This window comes from Pseudomonas sp. LB3P25 (assembly GCF_054897985.1).
This window is the reverse complement of the sequence record NZ_CM142711.1, coordinates 2539839-2555279: the sequence shown is the minus strand read 5'-3', so window position 1 is coordinate 2555279 and position 15441 is coordinate 2539839. Positions and strand designations below refer to the sequence as shown.

At 58.3% G+C, this 15441-nt stretch carries 14 protein-coding genes and 4 pseudogenes; 2 read left to right on the top strand and 16 right to left on the bottom strand.

Features of this window, described 5'->3' with window-relative positions:
- Positions 1-66: 66 nt before the first annotated feature.
- The 7 genes from ACYZTW_RS11480 to ACYZTW_RS11450 form a co-directional block, all read right to left on the bottom strand.
- Positions 67-2424 (bottom strand): fimbria/pilus outer membrane usher protein, encoded by a 2358-nt coding sequence (locus tag ACYZTW_RS11480; RefSeq protein ID WP_462005740.1) that lies wholly within the window; start codon positions 2422-2424, stop codon positions 67-69.
- Between the two features lie 233 nt (positions 2425-2657).
- On the bottom strand, positions 2658-3446 hold the full coding sequence (locus ACYZTW_RS11475; RefSeq protein WP_462004931.1) for a fimbrial biogenesis chaperone: 789 nt from the start codon (positions 3444-3446) through the stop codon (positions 2658-2660).
- 30 nt (positions 3447-3476) lie between these two features.
- Complete coding sequence (locus ACYZTW_RS11470; protein ID WP_462004930.1) at positions 3477-3977, bottom strand: Csu type fimbrial protein; 501 nt, start codon at positions 3975-3977, stop codon at positions 3477-3479.
- Positions 3978-3981: 4 nt separating this feature from the next.
- Positions 3982-4518 (bottom strand): Csu type fimbrial protein, encoded by a 537-nt coding sequence (locus ACYZTW_RS11465; RefSeq protein WP_462004929.1) that lies wholly within the window; start codon positions 4516-4518, stop codon positions 3982-3984.
- A 19-nt stretch (positions 4519-4537) separates the two neighbouring features.
- The gene (locus ACYZTW_RS11460; RefSeq protein WP_462004928.1) at positions 4538-5071 is read right to left on the bottom strand and encodes a Csu type fimbrial protein; all 534 of its coding nucleotides are present in this window, start codon (positions 5069-5071) and stop codon (positions 4538-4540) included.
- 110 nt (positions 5072-5181) lie between these two features.
- Positions 5182-5682, bottom strand: a complete 501-nt coding sequence (locus tag ACYZTW_RS11455) for a Csu type fimbrial protein (protein ID WP_462005739.1) — start codon at positions 5680-5682, stop codon at positions 5182-5184.
- A 226-nt stretch (positions 5683-5908) separates the two neighbouring features.
- Entirely contained in the window at positions 5909-6412 is a 504-nt protein-coding gene (locus ACYZTW_RS11450; protein WP_462004927.1) for a Csu type fimbrial protein, read from the bottom strand.
- 386 nt (positions 6413-6798) lie between these two features.
- Between ACYZTW_RS11450 and ACYZTW_RS11445 the strand changes: the two genes are divergently transcribed.
- The gene (locus ACYZTW_RS11445; RefSeq protein ID WP_462004926.1) at positions 6799-8229 is read left to right on the top strand and encodes an IS1182 family transposase; all 1431 of its coding nucleotides are present in this window, start codon (positions 6799-6801) and stop codon (positions 8227-8229) included.
- A 195-nt stretch (positions 8230-8424) separates the two neighbouring features.
- On the opposite strand, the pseudogene ACYZTW_RS11440 reads toward ACYZTW_RS11445, so the two are convergent.
- The 4 genes and pseudogenes from ACYZTW_RS11440 to ACYZTW_RS11425 all read right to left on the bottom strand — a co-directional run.
- Positions 8425-8520: pseudogene (locus ACYZTW_RS11440) on the bottom strand (LysR family transcriptional regulator); the annotation flags it as partial.
- A 57-nt stretch (positions 8521-8577) separates the two neighbouring features.
- A complete protein-coding gene (locus tag ACYZTW_RS11435; protein WP_462004925.1) occupies positions 8578-9459 on the bottom strand; it encodes an aldo/keto reductase in 882 nt (293 codons plus the stop codon).
- Between the two features lie 136 nt (positions 9460-9595).
- Positions 9596-11065: an efflux transporter outer membrane subunit gene (locus ACYZTW_RS11430; protein WP_462004924.1), complete on the bottom strand. Its 1470-nt coding sequence runs from the start codon at positions 11063-11065 to the stop codon at positions 9596-9598.
- 17 nt (positions 11066-11082) lie between these two features.
- Positions 11083-11762: pseudogene (locus tag ACYZTW_RS11425) on the bottom strand (MFS transporter); the annotation flags it as partial.
- A 17-nt stretch (positions 11763-11779) separates the two neighbouring features.
- Between ACYZTW_RS11425 and ACYZTW_RS11420 the strand changes: the two are divergent.
- Positions 11780-12097 carry a hypothetical protein gene (locus ACYZTW_RS11420; protein WP_462004923.1) on the top strand — a complete coding sequence of 106 codons (318 nt, stop codon included), beginning with the start codon at positions 11780-11782 and terminating at the stop codon, positions 12095-12097.
- A 205-nt stretch (positions 12098-12302) separates the two neighbouring features.
- Here the strand turns inward: ACYZTW_RS11420 and ACYZTW_RS11415 are convergent, their stop codons facing one another.
- The 5 genes and pseudogenes from ACYZTW_RS11415 to ACYZTW_RS11395 all read right to left on the bottom strand — a co-directional run.
- A complete protein-coding gene (locus tag ACYZTW_RS11415) occupies positions 12303-13253 on the bottom strand; it encodes an enoyl-CoA hydratase/isomerase family protein (protein ID WP_462004922.1) in 951 nt (316 codons plus the stop codon).
- Between the two features lie 130 nt (positions 13254-13383).
- The gene (locus tag ACYZTW_RS11410; protein WP_462004921.1) at positions 13384-14097 is read right to left on the bottom strand and encodes an SDR family NAD(P)-dependent oxidoreductase; all 714 of its coding nucleotides are present in this window, start codon (positions 14095-14097) and stop codon (positions 13384-13386) included.
- A gap of 51 nt (positions 14098-14148) precedes the next feature.
- The gene (locus ACYZTW_RS11405) at positions 14149-14805 is read right to left on the bottom strand and encodes a DsbA family oxidoreductase (protein ID WP_462004920.1); all 657 of its coding nucleotides are present in this window, start codon (positions 14803-14805) and stop codon (positions 14149-14151) included.
- Positions 14802-15016 (bottom strand): annotated as a pseudogene (locus tag ACYZTW_RS11400) (tautomerase family protein). Before ACYZTW_RS11400 ends, ACYZTW_RS11405 begins: the two are co-directional and overlap by 4 nt.
- Before the next feature lie 243 nt (positions 15017-15259).
- Positions 15260-15397: pseudogene (locus tag ACYZTW_RS11395) on the bottom strand (tRNA (adenine-N(1))-methyltransferase); the annotation flags it as partial.
- Positions 15398-15441 lie beyond the last annotated feature (44 nt).

The following is a 15441-nucleotide window of genomic DNA, read 5'->3' as shown; positions in this document are numbered from 1 at the left end:
TCACTTTACCCGGCCATCGATTAGAAAATTGCACAATCCACCTCTCTGTTCTATTCATTGGCGTTTTCATTGACACAGCAGCGGTCCGATCAACGGCACCTGGTCCTGCTTCATCTCCAGCGTGAACTGCGCCTGGCAGGTCCGGCCATCGGCCAGGGTCACCTGCAAACTGTTGTGCTCTTCCAGGTTCTCCAGATAGACCAGCCCGTCCCAACCGACCACCGCATATGCCCCGCTCTGTTCGTGCCGCACACGGCTGCCCAGGGGCAATTCATGCTGCTGCGCGTCCACCAACACAACACTCGCGGCAATGATCCGGCTCAGAGAAAACTCCAGCAGGTAGCCACTGCCCCGGCGCACCGAGACCCGTTGCTCGACATTCGAGCTCTGCACATTGGTCGGCAGGTTCAGTGGATCGATTTCATATTTGCCGCGGTAGTAGGCGCTGCTCCATGGCACCAGCAGATGACCATTTTTATCCGTCTGGCCAACCCGTTGATTCTCGTAACGCACCGGAACATCGGCATATCCACCGGTGCTGACCACGACGAAGGCATCATCGATACGATTGGCGACGAACACCTGGCGGTCCATCCACACCAGCGAACCGCTGGCATCGGCCCAACGCGTTTCGGCATCGCTGCTGCCGTAAACCCCGGCCTGCAATTGCACCGATTGCAGACGCCAGGTCAGGTCGGCCTGACGATAATCCGGGCCTTCGCCGTGGGCATAACCGAGGTTGAAGCCCATGCCGCCTGCACTGGGCACAGCGCGACTGTAATTGACGCGCTGGCGGCTTTCTCCAGTCTTGTTGCGCTCGCCACTCACACTCAGGCTGCCACTCAGGTCGAAGGGGATGACCAGTTGCGCCTGCATCGCCCAATCGCTATCGCCGATCTCGCGATTGGCCGACAAGTAAAAACTGGTATTGCGCCACAGTGGCTTGCTCCAGGTCAGATTGAGTAACCGGGTGCGCGAATCATCGGCCGCGCGCACATCGAAATAGCCCGCGCCGAGGCTGCCCCAGCCATTGAGACTGACGCTCAGGGTCAGCTGTTCGCTGCGCTGGCTGAGGCTGATATAGGGGCTGTCGACAACGGTCAGGTCGGCGTACTGGTCGCGGCGCTGCATACGCTGATAAGAAACGCTGTAGTGCTGGCTGCTGTATTGATAACCGAGGCTGACTTGCTGTCCGCTGTTGCCGTCGAATCGGCTTTGACTGACCGCCGTGTTGAGCACGCCGAAATTGCCCAGGCGCAGGTTGCCGCCAACGCCGCCAAGGGTCAGCGCGTCCGAGGCTTCGGCATGGCTTTCGAGGGTCAGACTGTCGTTCAGACCGTAACGCAGGCTGCCGGAGGTCACACCCGGACCGTAACCGAAATCACGAATCCCGAAGTCACGGCGCAGGGTACCGGCGGCTACCGAGAAATCCATCAGGCCTTTTTGCAGCAGGTTGCTGGTGACATAAAACGGCACGGTGGTCGAGACCTGTCGACCAAGGGCATCGGTCGTGACCACCACCGCTTCGCCGGCACCGTTGATGAACGGAATGTTGGTCAGCGTGTAGGGACCGGGCTGCAGCTCGGCGCTGCTGGATTTGTAGCCGTTGATGAACAGGTCGACCGAGGACGGTACCGCCGCTTCCCCGGCGAACTGCGGCAAAGGGTAGGTCACCAGGTCCGGGCGCACGCCGAAATCGCGCGACACCTGCACGCCGCCCAGGCGCACCGAACTGCTCCAGGGCAAGGCGCCGCTGACCAGATCGCCCGCCTCGTAGGTCAGCAGACGCTCGTCATCGGAGTCACGCCAGGTGGTGTCGTAACGCCGATACCCATTGTTCAGCGTGCCGCTGCTGACTCCGGAAATCGTGCGCCGGTATTGCCCGGTGTTGGACAGCGTGCCCCAGCTGTCGAACAGCCGCACCTCGTTCCAGGCCGCGAGGTAGGTGCCGCTGTCGTCGGTGTCGTTGAGGTACAGATCGTAGTTGAGCAAGGCGCCAAAACTGCTCAACGCCGGGGTGCGCGGGTAAGTCTCGCGATTGCCGACAAACTGCTCCGGCAACCAGTCCGGCGGGACGTTCAACAACAGCCGTTGACCCTGGCTGTCATAGTCGCTATGCAAGCCTTGCAGGCTGTCGAGGGCAACCTCACCGCTGAGTTCTTGTGGCAATTTCATACCGGTTTCGCGCAACGCCGCGACCGGTACAAAGAAGCGCCCGCCGCGCTGCTCCACCGCCACCACACGCCCGGTATTCATTTGATTGACGACCAGTTCCAGAAACAGGTGTGCATCGGCAATCGCCTCCATGCCGCTGGGCGCTGGCGGCAGGTCACCCGCCAGGCCTTGCTGGGCGAATACTAGACAGTACAGGCCAATCGCGGCCCACAGCGGACGCTTGATACTGCGAGCCCAATCCTGGCTCATCACCGCTTTACGTCCGTCAATGGACATTTCCTTACTGTGGCGATCAAGAGGCGCGCACAACACCTGTGGCGAGGGAGCTTGCTCCCGCTGGGTCGCGAAGCGGCCCTAAAATCATCGGCATCGTTTTATCGGGTAGAACGCGGCTGCAGATTTTTACGACTGCTTCGCAGCCGAGCGGGACGGTGCGGCGATCCGACAAGCTCCCTCGCCACACTGTCTCCATCGCCGGACTGTCACCGTCCCGGCGCAATACTCTGAACCTGCGGCTTACCATTGACTCGTACTTGCAATGCCTGATCCGCAGTGATCGATTCCGGTGCCGGCCAACGCATGATCGCCCCCGGCAACACATAACCGAGCAACCCCTCAACCAGCGGCCGTGTCTGACCGCCCTGCTTGAACGCGACATCGGTCAGCCGGGCATGCACCGCGCCCTGATTGCGCACTTCCACATAGGAACGACCATCGACCGCCACTTTACGCCAGCTCAGATCAGCCATACCGGCGCCTTTGGGGTCGCGTTTACGGGTCATGTCTTCCTTGCTCCACAGACCGGCGCCGTAGGCAAACAGCGGTACCGAATAACGCATCTGGAACCGAATGGCCGCAGCGGTTTTGCCGTCTTCAGCCGTCACGGGTCTGGCCGAGGGAATTTCATCGATAATGATGCGATAGGCCAGCTCCTGCCCCGGCGGTATATCCCGGGTACGGGTCAAGCGCACGAGTTGCTTCTGCCCGGGTTCGATCTTCGCTACCGGCGGGCTGCCAATGACATCGCGCTGGTTCTGATACTGATCGCTGAAACCACTCTGGCTCCAGGCAAACACCCGGATCTGCAGATTGGCCGTTTCATCGCCGCGATTTTCCAGCCACAACGCACTCGCCTGTTGATCGGCCTCCAGCACCGGATCGATCGGCCAGATCAGCACCGAACTGGCCGCCTGCACCTTGACCGCGCCCAACAAGACCATCGCCAGCACAGCGCAACGCGCGGCCGGTAACCTGCGCAAAGGTGAACACATATGCCTACTCCTTATGCACGAATGACCGTGCTACCACGACAGCTGCACCTGCAGCACGTCGCTGTAAATCCCCCCGGGCTGATCACCCGGTAACTGCACTTGTCCGTAAATAGGCAATCTGATGTTGTTCGCATCGCTGTAGGCCACGGCCACGCTCTGACCGATGCCCAGGCTCTCACTGAAGGCCGCGTCACTGAACAACTGATAGGCCACCCGGGCACTGCCGCCTTCGAGCTGAAGGTGCCGCCCGTTGCTGTTGTACTGGCCGCCATCGACGCTCATGTTCAGGGTCACGCCTGGCGTGCATTGCACCTGCACGCCGGCGCTCATTTGCACCTGCACGGTGTTGGTCGCCAGCGCCGATTGGGTGCCGAAATCGAGGTTGCCGTAATTGGAAACCCCGCCCATCACCAGACAGGCCGCCGTCACAGTCGCGCTGACCTGAAAACTCTGACTGGTCACCGCCGCCAGCGGCAGCGGCAAACCGGTCGCGCAGAGCAAAATCAGGGCGGCACGACCGTGACCGGCCATCGCACTAGAAGCTCAACTCGACAGCGACGGTGTCGGAGTAAATGCCTGCGGGCAAGCCTGCCTTGCCCACGGCCTTGCCATAGATGTTCACCGTCTGCGCCACACCGGTACTGGGATCGAGGTTGATCACCGTGTCAATCGCAAGGATGTCCTCATAACCGGCGTCGGTGTACAGGTCGTAAGGCACGAAGTGGCCGCTGCCATCGGCCAGCGCCCGGCTGCCGCCGACAGATCCGCCGTCATGGGCACCGGCGCGGACTTTCATCGCTGGTGTAGTACCGCTGGAGCAGAGAATCGACAGCGCGCCGCCGCCAGAGAGCACCTGCCCGTTCGCTGCGGTGAACAGACTGCCTGTGGTGCCAAAATCCAGCGCACCGAAATTCAGCCCGCTACTCCCGCCAGCACCGTTGACCTCACAACTACTGGTCAGCGTCATGCTGGTGCTGATCTGGCCGGTGACCGTGGTGACCGCATTGGCACTGTAAGACAGCGCCAGGCCGAGCATTGACAAACCAATCCTTAATACAAGCTTCTTCTGCATGATGTCCATCCTCTGGAGTTTACCAATCCAGCGTGACCGTCAGGGTGTCGGTATAGACCCCCGCCGGGACCGCGCTGGTATTCGCCACCACCGAGCCAAATACCGGGATTGGTATCTGGCCTCCATTGGTAACAGCGAAATTGCGTTGTTGGTCGATGCTGTAGCTGTCGCCACCGGAAGCATCGAGGAACAATCGATAAGGGATGGTTTGGGTACCATTGCTCAGGCGCCGAGTGGTGCCGTCGCCATGGGCGCCGCCATCGATGGTCACGGTGAAACCGGTGACCGAAGGGTTGCAGGAGACTTTCAGCTTGCCGTTGCCGGCATCATTCAGGTTCGCATTGATCGGGCTGGTCCAGGTCGGACCTTGCGAGCCGAAATCCAACAGCCCGAAATCACTGACCGGGCTGCCGGGGGTATGGGTGGCGTCATTGGTCACTTCACAACTGTCGATGATTATCAGCCGCGCATCAATCTGCCCGCTGATCGCCGCTTGCGCTTCCTCAGCCAGTAGTAGAACTGTGCCGAGGGTCATCACCACCCAACTCTTCATCGTCTTGCACCGATCCTGATTCCATCAGAATTCAAACATTGGTCGTCCGCTTGCGAACGACGTTCCTTGTGCTGCCCGAATCCATCGGACAGGTGTCACTCAACGCCTTGCTACCAGCTCACGGTCACTTTCAAAAGGTCGGAATAACGGCCGGCATGGGGGATCTCGGCCAGCCTTTCAATACGTGCATACAGGGGCAAATCCACCGTGCCTGAATCCGGCACCCGTGCGCTCAATAACACGTTCACCGGCAGCGGAATCTGCCGCGCGGCGTCTTGATAAAGACGATAAGGAATGGGTTTGCTGTGCTCCGCGCTGCCCGCCAGATAGCGGACCTCGCCTACGCCGCCATGCAGGCCGCCGTCGACCTGTAATTGGTAAGGGGTATCGGGATTGCATTCCAGACGCGGCAGGCGTGCGTCAAGCAGTGCTGCGCTCAATGGCCCGGCCGGATCGTCCAGGCGGGCAGTGGTGCCGAAGTCGAGCACACCCAATTGCTCGATACCCGCCTCGCGCTGTTGACCAACCAACTGGCAACCGCGCTGCACATTGACCCGGACCTCAACCTGAAGCTGCGCCGCCAACGCCGTCGCACTGAGCATCGTGCCCATGACTGCCAAAAAACCGAGTCCATTCAAATGCCCATTCCCTATAAGGGGTTATTCGCAAGCGGAGGTTAGCATCCAAGGGGGAAACAACCAGTCAAGGCGGCATTTAACGCGTCAAATCCGCACCTTTGCGACGAAGGGGCACATTTCGTGTGTGTATGTCAGTGATTGCTTTGGCACCGGTAAAATTTCTGGTGGGAAGAAGCGGGCCTGACCACGGCCCTTGAGGTCAAAAGGTGACGGTGGCCGTTATTGTGTCGGCGTACGTGCCCGGCGGACTAAGCTGCCCTGCCACCATCCGGCCATAGACCGGGATCACCTGGGCGGAGCCACTGCCGGTTCCGGTGGCGAGACCAGTGCCACCGGTGTCGCCCCAATTGGTCAACCGCGTGGTGTCCGAGTACAGCGCATAGAACAGCTTGATAGCCGGAGTACCGGACATCTGCATCTGTCGGGCTGTCGCAGTCCCGCCGCTCGTCCCGGCACCGAGGCCGACGCTATAGGACGTCGTGTTGGTGCAGTTGACCGAGAGGCTGGTCTCGACATCGGTTTGCACGCCTGTATAGGCGCCGAAGGCCAAGGGAGAAGCCGTGATCCCGCAACCGGCGACAATGCTCGCGGAGACGGCGATGGTTGCGGTGTCGGTGGCTGACATGGCCGGAGTGGGCAGCAGACCGAGCGCGAAAGCCCCCAGGATACCGACACCGGTGTGAACGACCCGGTTGCGCCGCATCCGAGTCTCCTTGCCTAGCAGAGTATCGCTACTCTCCCAACGGAGATGTGAGGAGGACTGCGTGCAATGCGACAACATCATGGTGATTAACTCCCTGTAGTACTTAGGGAAAGGTCAGTTTTTTTCAGTGCCCTGAAAGAACCTGACCTTTCCAACCTGGAATCCAAAGCGTAGTCCACATGCGGGCCTCACACGTATGTTTTCGTGGCTCGGGCGACCGGGGTCTGCCCATATCAAATCGCAGGAATGTCATCGGTTAATTCACAACCGACTGTTGGCGACCTAAAGCTGCTTGTGGTGACCGGCAGCAATCGGCCCAGAGTGTGTAAAAACGCCTTCGCGAACACTTGCTATGATTTCTGAGGGTTTCATCGCAGGGATCGCCCATGAAGCGCTTTATCCAAGGTGAACATCGAGGCCAAGGCACCTTACTTCCCGAGAGCCTCGACGACTACGTCAGCGATACCAACCCAGTGCGCGTAGTCGACGTCTTCGTTGACGAACTCGACCTGGTCAAACTGGGTTTTGAAGGCGTTATACCGGCAGATACTGGCCGGCCTGCTTACCATCCCGCGATCCTCCTGAAGATCTACATCTACGGCTATCTCAACCGCATTCAGTCGAGCCGGCGCCTGGAGCGAGAAGCCCAGCGTAACGTCGAATTGATGTGGCTGACCGGCCGCTTGATGCCCGATTTCAAGACCATTGCCAACTTCCGAAAAGACAACAGCAAGGCCATCCGAGGCGTCTGCCGCCAATTCGTGGTGCTGTGCCAGCAGCTGGGATTATTTGGAGAAAATCTGGTTGCCATCGACGGCAGTAAATTCAAAGCCGTCAACAACCGCGACCGCAATTTCACCAGCGCCAAACTGAAGCGGCGAATGGAAGAAATTGAATCGAGTATCAATCGGTATCTGACTGCGCTCGACGAAGCCGACCAGCAAGAACCCACAGCTTCCGAGCCCAGTGCCGTGCGGCTGGAAGAGAAAATCGCCAAGCTCAAAACTCAAATGAAGGAGCTTCAAGCGATCGAAATCCAGCTCAATGAATCGCCGGATAAACAGGTCTCACTGACCGATCCAGACGCCCGTTCCATGATGACTAGCGGCACTGGAATCGTCGGTTACAACGTGCAGACAGCGGTCGATACTCAGCACCATTTGATCGTTGCTCACGAGGTGACTAACGTCGGTTCCGACCGCGATCAACTCAGCTCGATGGCCAAGCAGGCCCGCGAAGCGATGGCGGCAGAAACGTTGTCGGTAGTGGCTGACCGAGGTTACTTCAAAAGCGAAGAAATCCTGGCTTGCCACGATGCAGGCATCACCGCCTATGTGCCCAAGCCGATGACCTCTGGAGCCAAAGCAGACGGGCGTTTCAATAACGATGCCTTCATCTATGACGCGGCAAAAAAAGAATACATTTGCCCGGCTGGAGAGGCGCTGATCTGGCGCTATACCAACGTTGAAAAAGGCCTGACGTTGCACCGTTACCGGAGTTCGAAATGCCGGGGTTGCGCAATGAAACCGCAGTGCACACCGAGCACGGAACGGCGGGTTCGACGCTGGGAGCATGAAGCCGTCCTGGAGGAAATGCAGAACAGGCTAAGCAACGCGCCGGAAATGATGCGGATCCAAAAACGGACTGTTGAGCATCCCTTCGGGACGCTCAAACAATGGATGGGTGCAACGCACTTCCTGACGCGAAAGCTCAACGGGGTCAGTGCAGAGATGAGTCTGAACGTGCTCGCCTACAATTTGAAAAGGGTCATGAAAATCATCGGCACCGCTGGTTTGATGAATGCGTTAGCGGCGTAAAAACCGCTCTTTTTGCCCCATCCAAAGGACTTTCAGAGGTTGTTGAGCCGTTTAGCTGTTCCTCAAAACGTCGTGATGTTGATCAGTTTGCGAAACGAAAGCACGGGCTGCTGACGTCGATACAGAAAACTCAATCTGACGTTTTTACACACTCTGGGCCAAAAGGAGCCAGTCGAACGCGTCTAGGAAATCAGCGTTACCGGTATTGGTGTCCAATAGTTTGGCCGCGGCGGTAAAGCTGCCGCTCTGAGCGACGGCGATGAAAAGACGCATGGTTTGGAATATGTCCATTGTTTTCCCCTTTGATGAAAAAAGGCGGCCCTGCAGAGGACCGCCCCTTATCCTGTATTACTTCTTGCGCGGAATAAATCCAGGCACACCGGTTTCCACTACCGAGTTGAATCTTATCCGTGTCGTAATATCTTCCTTCATTTCACGCATGGCCTCTTGAGGCAAAGTCGAAATATCAAAGTTTTCCTGGATATGGCTCGGTGTAGCAGACGTGGTCAGGAAGGCAGTGCCGCGCTGTACGGCCCAGGCCAATGCAACTTGAGGCGGGGTCTTATGCTGGCGCTGAGCGATCCCGGTAATCACCGAATCTTCCAGCAAGTTCGGCTCCATGCCATGTCCGAGCGGTGCAAACGCAAGGACGATGATTCCGTGCGCCTTACAAAATTCAAGCAGCTCCCATTCAGGCAAATAAGGGTGGGACTCGACCTGCACCACGGAGGGCTTTATCCGGGCTACTGTGACAATTTCTTTTAAAGCGGCCAGCGTGATATCAGATACGCCGATGGACCTGCACCGACCTTCATCCACCAAGTGCTCAAGTGCCCTCCACGTCTCTATCAACGTCACGCCTGAGTCGTAGATGACTTGACCCTGTTCGTCCCTTGGATCCTGGTTGTTGCCGGGTTGAAAGGCAAACGGCGTATGGATGATGTAGCAGTCGATATAGTCGACCTGAAGTCGCCGGCAACTTGCCGAAAAAGCAGGTTCGACGCGCTCGGGACGATGGTTGGTGTTCCATAGTTTGGTAGTAATGAACAGGTCTTCGCGCCGCACCTTACCCGCCGCCAGAACCTCCTGGAAAGCAACGCCGATCATGTCCTCATTTCGATAGCGCTCTGCACAATCGAAATGACGAAATCCAATTTCCAACGCATCCTTGACCGCTTGTTTGGTAGTGTTTAGATCTCGAAACAGCGTGCCAAAGCCAACGGCTGGCATCTCGACAGATCCATGATTAAGCGCAAACCTTGTATCGCGAAGTGATCGTAACTTGTCATGTCTTCTCTCCAGAGTCTGGGGCGTCCGCTCGACGCCCGCTTCTATGTCACACCCTCCATTGATCCGAACCTTTCCGTTAGCCGCGATTGGCAGTGCGTTGTGCAAATACACCGACGGAATTACCGCCAAGCGCCACGAACAATCGCACTGTGTCGAGATACTGCGCCGTCGTCACTCTGATTTGGCCTAACAACGCCCGCTCATACGCACGCTCCGCCTCCAATACCTGGAGAATGCTGTTCTCGCCTTGGGCGTAGGCTTGTTGGTTCAAACGAAAACTGGTTTCGGCAGCGCGTAACGCGTCGTCCTGCGCCAGCTTTTCCTCGGCGTCATGGTTGATCGCCTGCAACGTGTCGGCGACCTGACCAAAGGACTTAATGACGGTCAGCTGGTAGCCGGCGAGGGTTGCCTTGTAGCCGTCGACAGCAGCCTGACGTTCAGCTTCGAGGGTTCCGCCGCTGAAGATCGGAGCTGTCAGCCCCGCAGCGAAACCCCAGAGCGCAGCGCCGCCATTGCCTGAAGCCGCCTGGGCAAGTGATGCAGAAAGCTCGATGTGCGGATAGAGGCTCGCTGTCGCTACGCCAACTGCGGCGCTGGCCATGTGCATCTGAGACTCTGCTTGCAGGATGTCCGGCCGGTCGTGGGCCATTTCAGAGGGCAAACTGACCGGCACGTTTGGCGGCAAGACGAACTCGTCAAGCGCAAAGTCAGGCGGGAGCCAGTCACCCGGACCTTTGCCCGTCAGAATCGACAGTGCGTGCCGGGCCGAATCACGCTGCTGAGCGAGGGGCGGCAACAGCGTGCGGTCCTGAGCGAGCTGCGTCTCGGCCAGCGAAACATCGATTTGCGTGGTCGCGCCACTTATATGAGCCCTGCGCACTAGGTCGAGGTTTTTTGCGTCATTGGCCAGCAGCTTCTCGACGGCAACCATCTGCGCGCTGGCAGAGGCCACCAGGATTGCCTGGCTGGTCACATCGCCTGTCAGGGTCAGGTAAGCCGCTTCGTAGCGATGCTTCTGCAGATCGGTAAACGCCTGTTGTTGTTCGACCTCACGCTTGATACCGCCGAAAGCATCAAGGTCGAAGGCGACCTGCGGCCCAACTGAATAGAAGTTGGAGACGACTGGCTCGGGCCCGTTGTGGGTCCGCGAGCGGACAGCCGCAGCGCCAAGACCGACCTGGGGAGACAGTGCACCCTCCGCCGCCGCGACCGAGGACGCCGCCTGGCGAATCGTTGCGTCGGCTGCTACCAGCTCAAGGTTGCCGTCAATGGCCCGGCGTACCACGCTGTCGAGCTTGGGCGAATGGAAAGCAGACCACCAGTCACCGTTGACCTTTTTGCCAAGGTCAATGTGCTGTTTACCGCTGGTGTTGCCGTTCTCGCCAAGACGCTGCTCGGCCTGTTGATCATAGTGCTGCGACGTGCTGTCCGCGGGCGCTTCAAAGTCAGGGCCGACGGTACAGGCAGACAGAAACATAAGAGCCGACACCGCCCCAACCTTGGTACGGAACAGGTGTCTGTTGATTTTGAGCGAATTAAATATCATTTGGCAGACTCCACGAGCTATTTGGTTGGGGCAGGTTTGCGAAGAAAGATAGACTCACCACCACCATTGCCATCATCAAGATCTTGAACTGGTCGATAACGGCGATAAAGGCGGCCTGGCCGGTGATCATTTCGTTGAGGCCTGCAACCGCTTGCAAAGGCGTCGACACCGTCACCGCGTGGGCAGCATCGGCAAAGGGCGTCAGATGGGTGGCGAGTGCCAAATGCACTGCTTGCGTATTGTTGAAGAACGACGCTTGCACCACCGCAACACCGATTGGCTCCAATACACCGGTGCCAGATTGAAAAAGCCGGTACCTTCCGGGCGGAATTTCCGGTCCAACGTACTGAACGCTACTTTGCTGATCGACGGCATCAAAATGCCGAGGCCAACGCCCTGGATGGCACCGGCAATTGCCACTGGCGGCCAATCCATCAAAGGCGAATAACTGAGCATCGACCAGTTGGCATACATCAAGGCCTACGCCCAGGGCCACAAAAAATCGGCTGTCGATATACGCCGGAACCCGGGTCATCAACATGAACGCACCAACGATTCCAACACCCCGCGGAATGGTCATGCCACCTGTAGTGATAGGCGGATAACCGAGGGTCTCATCCAACATCGGCGACCTGAGCGCCATGGTCGACAACAGCACGAAACCGAGGGCGAAAAAGATGATGGTCGACAGCACGAAGATGGCTTGGGGCCGTTGTGGCAGAAACGGCGCGAGTTTGGGCTAATCCCGCCGCCAACGAAGCGGGGTTGCGTGCAAGCCTTTTTTCGCTGGCGACAACCAAGCAGCGGCACATCGGCTCAAGCCCCAGCGTCGAGCATTTTAATCCGGATCTCTGGACCGATGAATTCACTTTCCTGAATCAACCGGGTCAGGCCGATATCCAGAGCGATCTGTTCTATGACTATCGCACCAACTTCGCCAGCTATCCGAAGTGGCGGGCATGGATGCGCGAGCATCAGCCGCCGACGCTGGTGGTGTGGGGTAAATACGATCCGTCATTCGATATCGCCTAAGCCGAGGCGTATCGCCGGGATCTGCCAAAGGCTGAGATTCACGTGCTGGAAGCGGGGCACTTCGCCCTTGATGAGAAGCCCGATGAAATCGCGAGCCTGATCGATGAGTTTTTGAACAAGACGCTGAAGGCGCAGTAACCGCCATTTGAAAGCCCACTGCCCGAGTAATCGGGCAGTGGGCATGATCAGTTAAATCAAAAAAACGCTACTTGGCTGCGTCGCCGGTTTTTCCGGTGTACACAGGCAGGCGTTTTTCGACATCGGCTTTCTGTTGCAGGCCCATGTCCATCAACTGCTTGATGCGGTGTTGCGTCGCGGGTCGTTGTACCGAGTCAATGAAGCCTTTCCATTCAGCACCAATGTCTTCGTCCGCTGGCAAGCTGGACTTGTTGACCAAGTTCTTGATGTCAGCAATCGTTTCTCGGTCGAACCTGGCGATGCGGCGGGCCATGGCGTCGACGAAGCCGTCCAGCTGCGCGTCCGGCAGTGAGCGGTTGACGTAGCCATAACGTTCGGCCAGATCTCCGTTGATGTCTTCGCCGGTCAGCAGCACTTCGAGTGCCCTGCCGCGTCCGATCAGGCGTGGCAAGCGTGAGCTAGGCCCACCACCCGGTACCAGACCCGCGGCGATTTCCCACTGCGACAGCACGGCTTTTTCACGGCTGGCGAATCGCATGTCGCTGGCCAGCGCCAGTTCGCTGCCCACGCCGGTTGCGCGGCCACGGATCGACACGATCGACACCACCGGTGCCTTGCTCAAGCGCACCAGCATGTCGGGTAGCGGCGGCAGGCCGGTCGTGCCGTTGGGCATGTTGGTGGTGTCGGTCAGCGGTGGGACGAAGTCGTAGTGGGTGAGGAAGAAGTCCGGCACGTCGCTGTCGAACACCACCACGCGCACTTTTGCGTCGTTTTCTATCGCGGTAATGACCTCGTTCAACTGCGGCATTGTTTCCGGGCCATAGATGTTGAACGGCGGATTGTGGAAGGTGACACGCCAGTATTCCGGCGTGACGCGCGTCAGTTTGACTTCCTGTTTCACTGAACTGGTTTTGCTGGTCGACGCTTTGGTCGCCGTCGAGGTATCGGCAGCTTGAGTGGCGGCTGAGAAAGTCAGGCCACTGATGATCAGCGCAGCGGTTAAAAGTTGCAGTTTCATGAAGAACCTCCAGCGGGGGAAAGCACGATTGAGGGCTGTACGGCGTAGCGCAGGGAAGACTGGAAAAGCAGGGCCAGCCGGTCCCTGCGCTACGTCAGTGCACGCAGTTTTTAAGCGTCAGGCTAACCGTTTAGTGACCGGCGCTTTGGCCGCCGTCGACGTGCAGGATTTCCCCGGTTACGAATGCGGCGCTGTCCAGGTACAAAACGGCCCCGACGATGTCGGCGACTTCGCCCATGTGGCCGACCGGGTGCAGGCTGCCCAGCGCTGCGTGGGTTTCTTCACCGTGCATCGGGGTCTTGATGATGCCTGGGGATACGGCGTTGACACGGATGCCGCGCTTGGCGTACTCGATCGCCAGCGATTTGGTTGCTGCGTTCATGCCACCCTTGGTCAGCGATGCCAGCACCGAAGGCACGCCATCGATGGCGTGGTCGGCGAGCGTGGTGGTGATGCTGACCACGTGACCACCTTGGCCTTGTTTTTCCATCTGGGCGATGGCCTGCTGCGACATGTGGAAGAAACTGCCCATGTTAGTGGCAACGGTGTTTGCATATTCTTCTCCGGTGTATTGGGTGAAAGGCTTGGCCAGGAAGATTCCGGCGTTGTTCACCAGGGTGTCGATGCGACCGAAGCGAGCCACACCTTCGCGGATGATGCGTTCGGCGGTGGCCGGATCAGCAATATCACCGGCTACGGTCAGGATGTCCGGATCGGTTGACGGCTTGATTGAACGAGAGTTCGCGACGACCTGGTAACCGAGTTTGCGGAAACCCGCGACGATGCCTGCGCCCAGACCTTGGGATGCGCCAGTGACCACAACTACTTTTTTCGAATTGCTCATGATGATTTCCCGATAATTAATGAATGCGAATTAAGTGGATAAGCTGAGCCATCAGGCAGTAGCAGGCTCTCGCGCCATCTGCCGGAGGACTTCTTCGTATTGCTCAACTGACTGTGATCCAGCCACCAACTGACGACCGTTCAGCACCATGGCCGGGACCGAATTGATCCCGCGCTCGCGGTAGAAGCTCTCGAGCTCACGGACTTCGATGGCGAACATCCCGGTTGCCAACACCTCGCGGGCGCGGGTGGTGGAAAGTCCTGCTTCACCGGCCAGACGCACCAGGGTTTCGTGGTTGCTGGGGTTCTGGCCGTCGGTGAAATACGCCTTCAGCAGGACTTTCTTCAGTTCGATCTGGCGACCTTCCTTTACCGCCCACAGCAGAAGGCGATGGGCGTCGAAGGTGTTGTAGAAATGACTGCGTTTTTCCAGATCGAAGTGAAAGCCGATGGCTTCGCCACGGGCGACTACCATTTCATTGCGAGAGGCTACTTCTTCAGCACTGCGACCATATTTGCGCATCATGTGCTTGACTGCGTGCTCGCCCTCGGCCGGCATGTCCGGGTTCAATTCGAAGGGCTTGAACGTCAGCTCGACGGCGACTTCGCCGGCGAGATTCTCTATGGCTTGCTCCAGGGCTGTGGCGCCAAGCGCGCACCACGGGCACACGACATCCGACACAAAGTCGATTCTGACGGGCTGAGTCACGATTTAGATTCCGCCAGATTTTTGCGGTACTCGGTGGTGGTGATGCCAGCATAGCCCCAGTTATCGGTATCCACCTCCTCGATCACGATATGAGTGAGATGCGGGTCCTTGTTGAGGACGGTCTGCATGGTTTGGGTGATTTCGGCGATTACCTGAGCTTTCTGTTCCTTGGTAACGCCATCGCGGCGATACGAACGCTGATAAAAGGCATTGAAAAGTCTCCAGTTCGCTCCCCATCGGCGTGATGAGGCCGCAAGTGGAGTGGACTTTAGAATGTTGCCTTGAATGAACAAATTCGGGGACGGGAACATCATTTGTGATGCAGCGTAATGAATCGCGTAGGGGATAACGCCTGTACACCCGTAAAGTCGAGCGCGACCCCGGCCGTTCCTCGCCTATCTTCGCCTTACCTGATCGCCGCTCGGCGACTTTTCGTGCAAACCCTAGACCGGACTCAAGCCAGCAGCTCGGTGATCCACCGAGCCTGCAGGACAACTTCCTGTACTTTCTCCTCAGGCACGGCCTGCCGCGCTCGAGCGAAGTGGGTCAGGGTCTGCTGTTGCTGGCTCAGCACGCGCTGCCACTTAATCAGGTGTAGACGCCGAAGCCGAATTGACCCAGGTGCCGATGTAAGAC

What these genes read in the sequence shown, in the direction of transcription:
- ACYZTW_RS11480 (WP_462005740.1), bottom strand. Translation starts at nt 2,424, where the DNA reads ATGAGCCAGGATTGGGCTCGCAGTATCAAGCGTCCGCTGTGGGCCGCG.
- ACYZTW_RS11475 (WP_462004931.1), bottom strand. Translation starts at nt 3,446, where the DNA reads ATGTGTTCACCTTTGCGCAGGTTACCGGCCGCGCGTTGCGCTGTGCTG.
- ACYZTW_RS11470 (WP_462004930.1), bottom strand. Translation starts at nt 3,977, where the DNA reads ATGGCCGGTCACGGTCGTGCCGCCCTGATTTTGCTCTGCGCGACCGGT.
- ACYZTW_RS11465 (WP_462004929.1), bottom strand. Translation starts at nt 4,518, where the DNA reads ATGCAGAAGAAGCTTGTATTAAGGATTGGTTTGTCAATGCTCGGCCTG.
- ACYZTW_RS11460 (WP_462004928.1), bottom strand. Translation starts at nt 5,071, where the DNA reads ATGAAGAGTTGGGTGGTGATGACCCTCGGCACAGTTCTACTACTGGCT.
- ACYZTW_RS11455 (WP_462005739.1), bottom strand. Translation starts at nt 5,682, where the DNA reads ATGGGCACGATGCTCAGTGCGACGGCGTTGGCGGCGCAGCTTCAGGTT.
- ACYZTW_RS11450 (WP_462004927.1), bottom strand. Translation starts at nt 6,412, where the DNA reads ATGCGGCGCAACCGGGTCGTTCACACCGGTGTCGGTATCCTGGGGGCT.
- ACYZTW_RS11445 (WP_462004926.1), top strand. Translation starts at nt 6,799, where the DNA reads ATGAAGCGCTTTATCCAAGGTGAACATCGAGGCCAAGGCACCTTACTT.
- ACYZTW_RS11435 (WP_462004925.1), bottom strand. Translation starts at nt 9,459, where the DNA reads ATGCCAGCCGTTGGCTTTGGCACGCTGTTTCGAGATCTAAACACTACC.
- ACYZTW_RS11430 (WP_462004924.1), bottom strand. Translation starts at nt 11,065, where the DNA reads ATGATATTTAATTCGCTCAAAATCAACAGACACCTGTTCCGTACCAAG.
- ACYZTW_RS11415 (WP_462004922.1), bottom strand. Translation starts at nt 13,253, where the DNA reads ATGAAACTGCAACTTTTAACCGCTGCGCTGATCATCAGTGGCCTGACT.
- ACYZTW_RS11410 (WP_462004921.1), bottom strand. Translation starts at nt 14,097, where the DNA reads ATGAGCAATTCGAAAAAAGTAGTTGTGGTCACTGGCGCATCCCAAGGT.